The sequence below is a fragment of the Pseudomonas sp. Root562 genome (genome assembly GCF_001427125.1).
Taxonomy (GTDB): Bacteria; Pseudomonadota; Gammaproteobacteria; order Pseudomonadales; family Pseudomonadaceae; genus Aquipseudomonas.
In genome coordinates this window covers 88,667-100,939 of the sequence record NZ_LMGK01000005.1, presented here as the reverse complement: position 1 = coordinate 100,939, position 12,273 = coordinate 88,667, and the positions used below count along the sequence as shown (strand labels likewise).

Genomic DNA, 12,273 nt, shown 5'->3' with positions numbered 1-12,273 from the left:
ACGCTAGCATTTGCGCGGCCCTGCAAATCATTCCTTTGGCTGATTTGGCTGGCGTTCAGGCGCACTACAGTGCGTACTTAACAGCCACGACCGTGCAGTCAGAAAAGGGATTCTTATGTTGCAGACACGCGTTATCCCCCCAGCCGAAGGCGCTTACCAGTATCCGCTGCTGATCAAACGGCTGCTCATGTCCGGCGCGCGTTATGAGAAAACCCGCGAGATCGTTTACCGCGACCAGTTGCGCTACAGCTATCCGACCCTGATCGAACGGGTCGCGCGGCTGGCCAACGTATTGACGGCCGCCGGGGTCAAGCCCGGGGACACCGTGGCGGTCATGGATTGGGACAGCCATCGGTATCTGGAATGCATGTTCGCCATTCCGATGATCGGTGCAGTGATCCACACCATCAACGTGCGTCTGTCGCCGGAACAGATCCTCTATACCATGAACCATGCCGTGGACCGCTTTGTCCTGGTCAACAGCGAGTTCGTGGGGTTGTACAACGCGATTGCCGGTCATCTGACCACGGTCGAGAAAACCTTGCTGCTGACCGATCTGCCGGAAAAAACCGCGGACCTGCCCAATCTTGTGGGTGAGTACGAGCAATTGCTGGCCGCCGCGAGCCCGCAGTACGACTTCCAGGACTTCGACGAGAACTCGGTGGCGACCACGTTCTACACCACCGGCACCACCGGCAATCCCAAGGGCGTGTACTTCAGCCATCGACAACTGGTGCTGCACACCATGGGCGTGTCGACGATCATGGGCGCCATCGACAGCGTGCGCCTGCTGGGCACCAACGACGTGTACATGCCGATCACCCCGATGTTTCACGTCCACGCGTGGGGGCTGCCTTACGTGGCGACCATGCTTGGGCTCAAACAGGTCTATCCGGGCCGCTATGACCCGGAGTTCCTGGTGGAGCTGTGGCGCAAGGAAAAGGTCTCCTTCTCGCATTGTGTGCCCACCATCCTGCAAATGGTCCTCAATGCCAAGGCGGCACAAAACACCGACTTCGCCGGCTGGAAAATCGTCATTGGCGGCAGCGCGCTGAACCGTACGCTGTACGAAGCCGCGAAGGCCAAGGGCATCCAGTTGACTGCCGCCTATGGCATGTCGGAAACCGGACCGCTGGTGTCCTGTGCGCACCTCAACGACGAATTGATGGCCGGCTCCGAGGATGAACGCACCACCTACCGGATCAAGGCCGGTGTGCCCGGGCCATTGGTCGAAGCGGCGATTGTCGATGCCGAAGGCAACTTCCTGCCGGCCGACGGCGAAACTCAAGGGGAGCTGGTGCTGCGCGCGCCGTGGCTCACCGAAGGCTATTTCAACGAGCCGCAGAAGGGCGCCGAGCTGTGGGCCGGGGGCTGGTTGCATACCGGTGACGTGGCAACGCTCGACAGCATGGGCGTGATCGATATCCGCGACCGGATCAAAGACGTGATCAAGACCGGCGGCGAGTGGATCTCCTCGCTTGATCTGGAAGACCTGATCAGCCGACATGCAGCGGTACGCGAAGTAGCAGTGGTGGGGATCGCCGACCCGCAATGGGGCGAGCGTCCGTTTGCCTTGCTGGTGGTACGCGAAGGCCATGTGATCGGGGCGCGGGAACTCAAGGAACACCTCAAGCCATTTGTCGAACTGGGGCACTTGAGCAAGTGGGCGATCCCGAGTCAGATCGCCCTTGTTACTGAAATTCCCAAGACCAGTGTCGGCAAACTCGACAAGAAGAAAATTCGCGTCGACATTACCGAATGGCAGGCCACCAACAGCACCTTCCTTTCGACGCTTTAAGTCTCTTGCGGCGTGCCCGAAAAGGCACGCCAGCCCCACCAAGCAAGCGCTTGGCTTGTCAAATCCGAAATTTCAGCCATTCTTGCCGTGCCGACAGGTGTCGGCTTGGCAAAGGACTGTTCCAGAGTGGCTGGCAGCTGCAAATCACACTTTAGAGGGATCAAGCACTACTACCTGCTGGCTATAGTCCGCTCAAGGATTTTTAAGAACGGGGCAAACGCACAAACCGGGGCGATGCAACTTTGGAGTGACTTTGGGATGCCGTGGCTCCCTGTTATCCAAGCGTTTTTAAAAGTGCTCACTGCCATAACAATAAAATGCACATGGAGTAGCGTCGATGACATCAGTAAACCAGTTCTGGCGCCGGGCTAAACTGCCTCTGGCCGTCAGCCTTGCCTCTACGCTCGCCGGGCCTGCATTCGGCGTCAGTTTCAACGTTGGTGAAATCGAAGGTCAGTTCGACTCTTCCCTGTCGATCGGCGCGAGCTGGTCTACCGAAAGCGCCAACAAGAACCTCATCGGCGTCAACAACGGCGGCCGTGGCCTGTCCCAGACCTCCGATGACGGGCACCTGAACTTCAAGAGCGGCGAGACCTTCTCGAAGATCTTCAAGGGTATCCATGACCTTGAGTTGAAGTACGGCGACACTGGCGTTTTCGTCCGTGGCAAATACTGGTACGACTTTGAACTCAAGGACGAAAGCCGTCCGTTCAAGGACATCAGCGACAGCAACCGCAAAGAAGGCGCCAAGTCGTCTGGCGGTCAGATCCTCGATGCATTCGTCTACCACAACTACTCGGTTGCCGATCAGCCGGGCTCGGTTCGTCTGGGCAAGCAGGTAGTGAGCTGGGGTGAAAGTACTTTCATCGGCAGCGGCATCAACTCGATCAACCCGATCGACGTGTCCGCGTTCCGTCGACCAGGCGCCGAGGTCAAGGAAGGCCTGATCCCGGTCAACATGTTCTATGTGTCCCAGAGCCTCACCGACAACCTGTCGGCGGAAGCCTTCTACCAGCTCGAGTGGGACCAGACTGTCGTCGACAACTGCGGCACCTTCTTCTCCCAACCGGACATCATTGCCGACGGTTGCGACAATAACCTGCGCGTGCTGAACAAACGTTCGACCATTCCGGCCGCGGCTCTGCCTACGCTGACCCGTCTGGGCGTCAACGTAGACAACGAAGGTGTGCTGGTTCGCCGTGGTGCGGATCGCGATGCACGTGACAGCGGCCAGTGGGGCGCGTCGCTCAAATACATGTTCGAGCCGCTGGACACCGAGTTCGGTGCCTATTTCATGAACTACCACAGCCGTGCGCCGATCTTCAGCGCCACCGGTGCCCCAGCATCGGTCTATGCCGGCGCAGCGGCCCTGCCGGCAGCCTTCCGTGCACTGGCGCCACTGATCGTCGCGGGTAACTCGAGCTATTTCGTCGAGTATCCGGAAGACATCCGCCTCTATGGCCTGAGCTTCTCCACCACCCTGCCTACCGGTACGGCGTGGAGCGGTGAGGTCAGCTACCGTCCGAACGCACCGGTGCAGCTCAACTCCACCGACATCCTGTTCGCCGGTGTGCGTCCGTTGGGCGGCGCGCTGACCAATGCTTCGCTGCTGACCGGTGTACCGGGCCAGGACTTGCACGGCTATCGCCGCAAGGAAGTGACCCAGTTCCAGACCACCCTGACGCACTTCTTTGATCAGGTCATGGGCGCCAGCCGTCTGACCCTGGTGGGCGAAGTGGGCGTCACCCACGTTGGCGGCCTGGAAAGCACTTCCGACGTTCGTTATGGCCGTGATCCGGTCTACGGTCCTGGCGAGCTGCCTGCCACTGGCGGTGCCAACACCTGTGTGGCCCTCAACACCAGCACCATCAACGGTGCGGGCCCGGGTACCCCGACCAACAACGTCGCCCGTAACTGCAACGACGATGGCTTCACCACGGCCACCTCCTGGGGTTATCGCGGTCGTGCCATCTGGGAATACAACGACGTGTTCGCTGGTGTGAACCTCAAGCCTAACGTGGCCTGGTCCCACGACGTTGACGGCTACTCGCCTGGTCCTGGCGGCAACTTCGAGGAAGGTCGCAAAGCGGTCAGCCTGGGCGTCGATGCCGAGTACCAGAACACCTACACCGCAAGCCTGGCGTACACCAACTTCTTCGACGGCAAGTACACCACTGTGGATGATCGCGACTTCGTTGCGCTCAGCTTCGGCGTGAACTTCTAAGCACTGTATTTTCAGGACGAACACAAAAATGAAAATAACCAAGAGTCTGTTTCACATCGGTGTCCTGGGGCTTTCGCTGTTGGCAACCGGCGTCATGGCGGCGGTCCCGGCCGCCGAAGCGGACAAGCTGGGCAAGAGCCTGACCCCGATGGGCGCCGAAATGGCAGGTAATGCCGACGGTTCGATTTCTGCCTGGAAGCCGCTGCCAAAGAATGCTGGCAGTGTCGACAGCAAAGGCTTCCTGTCCGATCCGTACCCAGGTGAAAAGCCACTGTTCACCATCACCGCGCAGAACGTCGACCAGTACAAGGCAAAGCTCGCGCCGGGTCAGTACGCGATGTTCAAGCGCTACCCGGAAACCTTCAAGATGCCGGTCTACCCGACCCATCGCGGTGCCACCGTGCCGGATGAAGTGTTCGCCGCCATCAAGAAGAACGCCACCAACACCAAGCTCGTTTCCGGCGGCAACGGCCTGGAAAACTTCGAAACGGCGATTCCGTTCCCGATTCCGAAGAGCGGCGTTGAAGTGATCTGGAACCACATCACCCGTTATCGCGGTGGTAGCGTGACCCGTCTGGTCACCCAGGCCACGCCACAGCCAAACGGCTCGTTCAGCCTGGTGTACTTCCAGGACCAGTTCGTGTTCCGTGACAAGATGAAGGACTACGATCCGGCCAACCCGGGCAACATCCTGTTCTACTTCAAGCAGAAAGTGACTGCCCCGGCACGTCTGGCCGGTGGTGTGCTGCTGGTGCACGAAACCCTCGACCAGGTGAAAGAACCGCGTTCGGCGTGGGTCTACAACGCCGGCCAGCGTCGTGTGCGTCGTGCGCCACAAGTGTCCTATGACGGCCCGGGTACTGCTGCCGACGGCCTGCGTACCTCCGACAACCTGGACATGTACAACGGTGCACCGGACCGCTACGACTGGAAGCTTGAAGGCAAGAAAGAGATGTACATCGCCTCCAACGCCTACAAGCTCGACGATCCGAAACTGAAGTACGCCGACATCATCAAGGCCGGCCACATCAACCAGGACCTTGCGCGGTACGAACTGCGTCGTGTGTGGCATATCGTTGCAACGCTGAAGGAAGGTCAGCGCCACATCTACGCCAAGCGTGACTTCTACATCGACGAAGACACCTGGCAAGCGGCGGTGATCGATCACTACGACGGTCGCGGCCAACTGTGGCGCGTCGCCGAGGCTCATGCCGAGAACTACTACGACAAGCAAGTGCCGTGGTACGCCCTGGAAGCCTTGTACGACCTGCAATCTGGCCGTTACCTGGCGCTGGGCATGAAGAACGAAGAGAAGTCGGCGTATGACTTCGGCTTTACTGCCACCACCAGCGACTTCACCCCGGCGGCATTGCGTCAGGATGGTGTTCGCTAACGAGCGCTGAAACGAGGCCGCATCCTCTGCAAACGCCCCGACTGGTTCGGGGCGTTTTCTTGTGTGTAGACTTTTTGTAGCCATTTGTAGCAATAACCTTCATTCCCTCTTCGTTTACAGCTAGTCTGCGGACATCTGCAACGCCGCCACCCGCAATTCAAACAAGAGCCGGCCATGACTGATCTGTCCCCACCACCCGCTCCCGCAAGCGTCGCTGTCGCTGCGCTGGACGGGCGTTTTTTCCGACCGCCATTGCCCGACGGCCATGTGCTGCGACCTCGACTGTGCGAGCGTCTGAGTGCGGGGCTCGGTGGCCGGTTGCTGTTGGTCAGTGCACCGGCGGGGTTCGGCAAGAGTTCATTGGCGATAGAGTTTTGTCAGGCATTGCCGGCGCATTGGCAAAGTCTGTGGTTGGGCCTGAGCCCGCGAGACAGCGATCCGGGGCGATTCCTCGAGCGACTGCTCGAAGGCCTTCAAGACTATTTCCCGCAGCTGGGCAGGCAATCCCTCGGTTTGCTGAAAATGCGCCAGCGTCATCAACCGTTCGCCTTCGAAGAATGGCTGGACGGCTTGCTCGACGAACTGGCCGTGCACTTGTCCACCGCCACGCCATTGCTGCTGGTGCTGGATGATTATCATCTGGCCCAGGGGCCGGTTCTGGATCGCTGCCTGCAGTTTTTCCTCAATCATCTTCCCGATGGTTTGCTGGTGATGGTCACCAGTCGCCAGCGCCCGGATTGGCATCTGGCGCGGCTTCGCCTGTCACGGCAACTGCTTGAGTTGCACGAACAGGACCTGCGGTTGACCCACGATGAGGCCCTGAGTCTGCTCGACCGGCATAGCAGTTCACTGCGTGGCGAGGCGATGGAAAACCTCATCCAGCGCAGTGAAGGCTGGGTAGCCGGCTTGCGATTCTGGCTGCTGGCAGCCTCCGAGGCCGGTACCGACGGTGCTTTACCCCAGGCGCTTAATGGCGGGGAAGGTCTGATCCGCGATTATCTGCTTGAGGAAGTCATCGATTGCCTGCCCGCCGAGGTCCAGGCTTTTCTCTACGACACCGCCCCTCAGGAACGCTTTTGCAGTGAGTTGTGCGACGCCGTTCGCGACGCCCATGACAGCGCCGAGATCCTGCGCTTTCTGGCGGCGCACCAGGTATTCCTGGTGCCGTTGGACGAGCATGGCCACTGGTACCGTTATCACCACCTGTTCTCGGATCTGTTGCGTACCCGGCCCACCGCGCAGACGATGGTGCCGGCCGGCACGCTGCATTTGCGTGCCTGTCGCTGGTTCAATGCCCAGGGGCTTCTGGATGAAGCGGTGGAGCAGGCGTTGCGTGCCGGGCATCTGGACGTTGCGGCAAACCTGGTGCAAAACCTTTCGGAGGAACAGCTGCTCGCCGAACAGAATGTCGGCATGCTGCTGCGCTGGAAAATGGACTTGCCCGACAGCCTGCTGATCAGCACGCCGCGTCTGATCGTGCTCTACAGCTGGGCGTTGGGACTGGCCTGCCAACTGGATGCTGCCGAGGAGTTGGCCAGTCATCTGAGCCGTTTCCTGCCTGCCCCGTCGGCTACCGCGCAGAAGTCGATGCTGGCGCAATGGCTGGCCCTGAGCGGGATCATCGCTCGCGGGCGTGGCAACCGTGAGCTCACGCTGCTCTATTGCACCGAGGCACTCGAAAGCCTTCCCTGCAAGCGTTACGGCCAGCGGCTGATGTGTCTTTCGACATTGTCCAACCTGGCCATTGCCGACGGCGACCTGTGGCGTGCGCGCGGGTTGAATCGCGCTTCTCTGGAGTTGGCACAACGGGTCGGCAACCCACTGTTCGAAGCGCTGGCCCATTATGACCGTGCCCGTGTATTGCAGGCGCGCGGGGAAGTCCTGCGCGCCCTTGCCGAAGTTCGCCAAGGGCTGCAGCGTTTGCAAGGTTTGTCACCGCAACGTCTCTATGCCATCCGCGCCCGGCTGACCTTGTACGAAGGGTTTCTGCTGGCTCTGCGTTTGCAACCACACGCGGCGAGAGCGCGTTTGCAGGTGGGCTTGAACGAGGCTCGCGCCTGTCGCGACATCAGCGTGTTGATCGGCCATTGTGTCATCGCCCGGCTCGAAGGCAGCAGCGGCGAGTTTGCCAAGGCCTTTGCCGAACTGGCTGAAGCCGAACGCCTGATGCACATCTGGGACGTGCCGCCGATCTACTATCTGGCGATGATCACCTTGGTCAAATGCGAACTCTGGCTGGCGCAGGGGCGCACAGATCTTGCCGAAGCCTGGCTGGCGCGACTGGGGCAAACCTACAATGGCGAGCATGCTGCAGCGCCACCGGAATTCCATCCGCAATTGCCGTTGCATATCGAACTGCAACAAGCCCTGCTTGAGGTTATACAGGGTCAGCCGATGCTGGCCGAGGGGCGTTTGAATGTCTTGCTCGAGCAGGGTCAGCAAACCGGGCGGCAGATGCTCAGCGCGATGGCGCTGACGCAAAAAGTGTCGCTGTTGCTCACCATCGGCCGCGAGCCCGAGGCCCGCAAGGCGCTGATCCAGGCATTGGACGCCGCTGGCGGGGGCATACTGCAATCGTTCGAAGGTTTGATGGCAGGGTATCCGGAGTGGTTGCGTGGCCAATTGCAGCTATGCGCGACGACTGAAGTCATACAGAGCCTGACGGAGAAACTGCCTGCTCCGCCCGCGCGTCAGGTGCTGGACCCGGCTCCTGCCGCTGAACAACTGAGCACCCGCGAATTGGCTGTGCTTAGACTGATTGCCCAAGGCTGTTCGAATCAGGAAATCAGTGACCAGTTGTTTATTTCCCTGCACACAGTCAAGACCCACGCCAGCCATATCAACAGCAAACTGGGGGTCGAGCGCCGTACACAGGCCGTTGCCCGGGCCAAGGAACTGGGGGTTCTGGGGTAAGGAATATTTCACATTACACATCGCAGACACTGGCGGGATACTGATGTGTGCGAACATTACCCGTCCCCGTTTACCGAGCAGACCCCGATGTCCCAACACCCCGGCCTCATCCGCGAAACCTTCCCCGTCGGCCCTTTGCAGTGCAACTGCACGATCATCGGCGATCCAGTGACGAAAAAGGCCATCGTTGTCGATCCGGGTGGCAATCATGAGCTGATCCTCGCCCGTCTGGACGCGTTGGGCCTGAAGGTGGTCAGTATCATTCACACCCACGCACACCTTGATCATTTCCTGGCCTCCGGTCAGTTGAAGGAAAAAACCGGCGCCACCTTGCACTTGCACAAGGAAGACCAATTCCTCTGGGACAATCTGGAGATGCAATGCCAGATGTTCGGGGTGCCCTACACGCCGGTGCCATCGCCGGATCGCTGGCTGGCTGACGATGAAGAATTGGCGTGTGGGTGTGGCGTAGCGCTGCATACGCCGGGTCACACGCCGGGTTCGATGAGTTTCTGGTTTGCCGATGCCAAGCTGCTGATTGCCGGCGACACCTTGTTCAAGCGTGGAGTGGGGCGTACGGATTTATGGGGTGGCGATCAGGCGACTATCGTGCGCTCGATCAAACAGCGTTTGTACACCCTCGATGAAGAAGCCGTCGTGGTGGCCGGGCATGGTCCCGATACCCGACTTGGCGATGAAATGCGTGAGAACCCGTTCGTTCGAGCCTGATTTGTAACAGGTGGAATTTTCAGGCATCGAAATGATCCAACGCCCGCAAAGGCCGATGCCTTGGTCTGATGCACCACAGAATGCAAAAAGTAGGAGCTCTTCATGTTCACCACCCGTCGTTTGATTATTGTCGCTACTGCCGTGGCGCTGTTGTCCGGTTGCGCATCGCCCAACCCTTACGACAACCAGGGACAGGCCGATAGCGGCTCCACCGGCATGAGCAAAACCGCGAAGTACGGTGGCCTCGGTGCACTGGCCGGCGCGTTGGCCGGTGCCGCCATTGACCACAACAACCGTGGCAAGGGCGCGTTGATTGGCGCCGCCGTGGTGGGTGCTTCCGCCGCCGGTTACGGTTACTACGCCGACCAGCAAGAGAAAAAACTGCGGGCCAGCATGGCCAACACCGGTGTCGAAGTGCAGCGTCAGGGCGATCAGATCAAACTGATCATGCCAGGCAATATCACTTTCGCCACCGATTCGGCGAACATCGCTTCGAGTTTCTACCAGCCGTTGAACAACCTGGCCGGCTCGCTGAAAGAGTTCAACCAGAACCAGATCGAAATCGTCGGTTACACCGACAGCACCGGCAGCCGCCAGCACAACATGGACCTGTCCCAGCGTCGTGCGCAGAGTGTGGCGACCTACCTGACTTCGCAAGGTGTCAGCGGTGCCAACCTGAGCGCCCGTGGTGCCGGCCCGGATAACCCGGTTGCCAGCAACGCTGACGTCAATGGCCGCGCGCAGAACCGTCGTGTCGAGGTCAACCTCAAGGCGATTCCGGGTCAGCAGTATGGTGCTCAGCAACAGCCGGGCACCGTTCAGCAGTACCCGTAACACCCGCGACATAAAACCTGTGGGAGCGAACCTGCTCGCGATGGCGGTCGGTCAGTCAACATCAATGTTGAATCTGACTGCCCCAACGCGAGCAGGCTCGCTCCCATTTTTTTATGTGCGGCGTTTCAGTTGGCTTCTTTTACCGCACTGAGAAACGCACAGGTACGCTCCTGCTGTGGATGTTCGAAGATCTGCGCCGGGGTGCCCTGTTCGTGGATCTGGCCCTTGTAGAAGAAGCACACACGATCGGCAAACTCCCGGGCAAAGCCCATCTGGTGTGTGACCATCAACATGGTCAGATTATGTTCGGCGCCGAGCTTGCGGATCACATTGAGCACTTCGCCGCACAGTTCCGGATCGAGCGCCGAGGTCACTTCGTCAAACAGCATGACTTTGGGGCGCATGGCCAAGGCGCGGGCGATCGCTACCCGTTGCTGCTGCCCACCGGACAGCTGCGAAGGGTAATGCCCCAGCTTGCTGCCCAGACCCACCAACTCCAGCAGATCCGCCGCGCGTTCCCGTGCTTCGGCGGGTTTCATGCCCAGAACCTGCACCGGCGCTTCGATGACATTTTGCAATGCGGTCATGTGCGGGAACAGGTTGAAACTCTGGAACACCATGCCGATCTTGCCGCGTACACGGCGGATGTGTCGGTCGTTGGCCGGCACCAGCACGCCATTGCGATTGGGCATGTGCGTCAGCAGATCGTCTTCAACGCGGATCACTCCGTCATCGATGCCTTCGAGGGTCATCAGGACCCGCAACAGCGTGGATTTCCCTGAGCCGCTGGGGCCGATGATTGCGACTTTTTCCCCGGGCGTGACGTCCAGGTTCAAATGATCGAGCACGGTGAAACTGCCGTAGCTTTTGGTGACATCCTGAAAGCTGACTATCGGCTTGACCGCTTTCGTTTGATGCATGGCCGTGGCCTCTTGCGGATGCAGCGGCGTCAGATTGCCGCGCCGGGAAAGGTCGTTTGAAGTCGAAAGTGGAGAAGTCATTAACGTAGCTCCAGGCGCAGTTCGAGGCGCCGTACCAGATAAGCCAAGGCGATGCTCAGGGCGAGGAAGAACAGACCGACCATGGTGATCGGTTCCAGGTAGCGGAAGTTTTCGGAACCGATGTTCTTGGCCTGCTGCATGATTTCCACCACGGTGATGGCCGACAGCACGGGCGTGTCCTTGAGCATTGCCACCAGGTAATTGCCCAGCGGCGGCAGGATCGGCCGCAGGGCCTGGGGCAGGATGATGTTGCGGTAGGCGCTGTACGGCGCGATGTTCAGCGCGGTCACCGCTTCCCATTGCGCACGAGGCACCGCATCGAGCCCGCCGCGATAAACCTCGGCGATGTAGCAGGCGTAATGCACGCCGATGCCGATGATCCCCACTTGCATGGCCGACAGGCTGACGCCGTAGTTGGGCAGTACGTAGTAAAGGAAATACACCTGGATCAGCAGCGGCGTGCTGCGGATGAACTCGATGACCCCGGCGATCGGCCACGACAACCAGTACAAGCGGCTGCGCCGGCCGATGGCGAGGAACAGCCCCAGCACAATGGCGATCAGGAAACCGACCAGGGTAATGCCCACGGTGTTGAGCGAAGCGCGCAGCAAATCGGGAAGGATCTGCCAGGCGTATGTCCAGTCGAACAGGGTCATGACAAACCTCCACGCATCCGGCCACGCGCCAGACGCCGCTCGATGCTGCGCATGCCGAGGTTGATCGCTTGTGCCAGGATGAAATACATCACCAGCGCCAGGCTGAAGATTTCCAGGGTCTGGAAGGTAGCCTGATCCAATTGTCGAGCGCGGAAACTCAGGTCGGACAAGGTGATCAGCGACACCAGCGAAGTGTTCTTCAGCAATTCGATCAGCAGGTTGGTGCCTGGTGGAATCGCGGCGAGCAAAGCCTGAGGCAGAATGATTCGGCGAAAGCGTTTGTAAGCGCTGAAGTTCAGCGCGGTCGCCGCTTCGTACTGACCTTTCGCCACGGAGCTGATCGCACCGCGCATCACCTCGGCGCCATAGGCGCCGATGTGCAGGCCCAGGCCGACGATGGCCACGCTGTAGGGGCTCAGTTCCAGATTGAACGGTGGCAGCGGCAACACGAAAAACAGCCAGAACAATTGCACCAGCAACGACGTACCGCGAAACACTTCGATGTAGGCGACCGAGAACCAGCTCAACGGCCGCCACGGCGACATGCGCCCCAGCGCCGCCAGAATGGCCGCGACAATTGCCAGGATCGAGCCGAAGAAGGTTACCTGGAGCGTGACCCAGGCGCCTTGTATCAATAGCGGAAGTAATTCACCCATTGTTCACACCTGCGTGGTTCAACATCCGGAGTCAGCAGGGATAGGCATCGCGCCACAGCGCCATGCCTG

The 12,273-nt window shown here is 59.8% G+C and carries 9 protein-coding genes; 6 read left to right on the top strand and 3 right to left on the bottom strand.

Annotated features, from left to right (window positions below; all coding sequences use genetic code 11):
* Positions 1-115: 115 nt before the first annotated feature.
* The 6 genes from ASD60_RS06665 to ASD60_RS06640 all read left to right on the top strand — a co-directional run bounded on the left by ASD60_RS06665 (position 116) and on the right by ASD60_RS06640 (position 9,891).
* Positions 116-1,798 (top strand): fatty acid--CoA ligase, encoded by a 1,683-nt coding sequence (locus ASD60_RS06665; RefSeq protein WP_056853239.1) that lies wholly within the window; start codon positions 116-118, stop codon positions 1,796-1,798.
* 337 nt (positions 1,799-2,135) lie between these two features.
* On the top strand, positions 2,136-4,022 hold the full coding sequence (locus tag ASD60_RS06660) for a DUF1302 domain-containing protein (RefSeq protein WP_056853238.1): 1,887 nt from the start codon (positions 2,136-2,138) through the stop codon (positions 4,020-4,022).
* A gap of 28 nt (positions 4,023-4,050) precedes the next feature.
* Complete coding sequence (locus ASD60_RS06655; RefSeq protein ID WP_056853237.1) at positions 4,051-5,415, top strand: DUF1329 domain-containing protein; 1,365 nt, start codon at positions 4,051-4,053, stop codon at positions 5,413-5,415.
* 174 nt (positions 5,416-5,589) lie between these two features.
* A complete protein-coding gene (locus ASD60_RS06650) occupies positions 5,590-8,328 on the top strand; it encodes a LuxR C-terminal-related transcriptional regulator (RefSeq protein ID WP_056853236.1) in 2,739 nt (912 codons plus the stop codon).
* Positions 8,329-8,415: 87 nt separating this feature from the next.
* Positions 8,416-9,057, top strand: a complete 642-nt coding sequence (locus ASD60_RS06645; protein WP_056853235.1) for an MBL fold metallo-hydrolase — start codon at positions 8,416-8,418, stop codon at positions 9,055-9,057.
* 102 nt (positions 9,058-9,159) lie between these two features.
* Positions 9,160-9,891 carry an OmpA family protein gene (locus ASD60_RS06640; RefSeq protein WP_056853234.1) on the top strand — a complete coding sequence of 244 codons (732 nt, stop codon included), beginning with the start codon at positions 9,160-9,162 and terminating at the stop codon, positions 9,889-9,891.
* Positions 9,892-10,016: 125 nt separating this feature from the next.
* Here ASD60_RS06640 and ehuA read toward each other — a convergent pair whose 3' ends face one another.
* Genes ehuA through ehuC form a run of 3 tightly spaced genes read right to left on the bottom strand, consistent with a single transcriptional unit; the run spans position 10,017 to position 12,204 of the window.
* Positions 10,017-10,892, bottom strand: a complete 876-nt coding sequence (gene ehuA, locus ASD60_RS06635; RefSeq protein WP_082557539.1) for an ectoine/hydroxyectoine ABC transporter ATP-binding protein EhuA — start codon at positions 10,890-10,892, stop codon at positions 10,017-10,019.
* On the bottom strand, positions 10,892-11,548 hold the full coding sequence (gene ehuD, locus ASD60_RS06630; RefSeq protein ID WP_056853233.1) for an ectoine/hydroxyectoine ABC transporter permease subunit EhuD: 657 nt from the start codon (positions 11,546-11,548) through the stop codon (positions 10,892-10,894). The genes ehuA and ehuD overlap by 1 nt, the downstream gene beginning before the upstream one ends.
* A complete protein-coding gene (gene ehuC / locus ASD60_RS06625) occupies positions 11,545-12,204 on the bottom strand; it encodes an ectoine/hydroxyectoine ABC transporter permease subunit EhuC (protein WP_056853232.1) in 660 nt (219 codons plus the stop codon). The genes ehuD and ehuC overlap by 4 nt, the downstream gene beginning before the upstream one ends.
* Between the last annotated feature and the right edge of the window lie 69 nt (positions 12,205-12,273).

Excerpts from the sequence above, each read along its gene's own strand:
- ASD60_RS06640 (WP_056853234.1), top strand. The coding sequence starts at position 9,160 with ATGTTCACCACCCGTCGTTTGATTATTGTCGCTACTGCCGTGGCGCTG.
- ASD60_RS06655 (WP_056853237.1), top strand. The coding sequence starts at position 4,051 with ATGAAAATAACCAAGAGTCTGTTTCACATCGGTGTCCTGGGGCTTTCG.
- ehuA (WP_082557539.1), bottom strand. The coding sequence starts at position 10,892 with ATGACTTCTCCACTTTCGACTTCAAACGACCTTTCCCGGCGCGGCAAT.
- ehuC (WP_056853232.1), bottom strand. The coding sequence starts at position 12,204 with ATGGGTGAATTACTTCCGCTATTGATACAAGGCGCCTGGGTCACGCTC.
- ASD60_RS06645 (WP_056853235.1), top strand. The coding sequence starts at position 8,416 with ATGTCCCAACACCCCGGCCTCATCCGCGAAACCTTCCCCGTCGGCCCT.
- ASD60_RS06665 (WP_056853239.1), top strand. The coding sequence starts at position 116 with ATGTTGCAGACACGCGTTATCCCCCCAGCCGAAGGCGCTTACCAGTAT.
- ASD60_RS06660 (WP_056853238.1), top strand. The coding sequence starts at position 2,136 with ATGACATCAGTAAACCAGTTCTGGCGCCGGGCTAAACTGCCTCTGGCC.
- ASD60_RS06650 (WP_056853236.1), top strand. The coding sequence starts at position 5,590 with ATGACTGATCTGTCCCCACCACCCGCTCCCGCAAGCGTCGCTGTCGCT.
- ehuD (WP_056853233.1), bottom strand. The coding sequence starts at position 11,548 with ATGACCCTGTTCGACTGGACATACGCCTGGCAGATCCTTCCCGATTTG.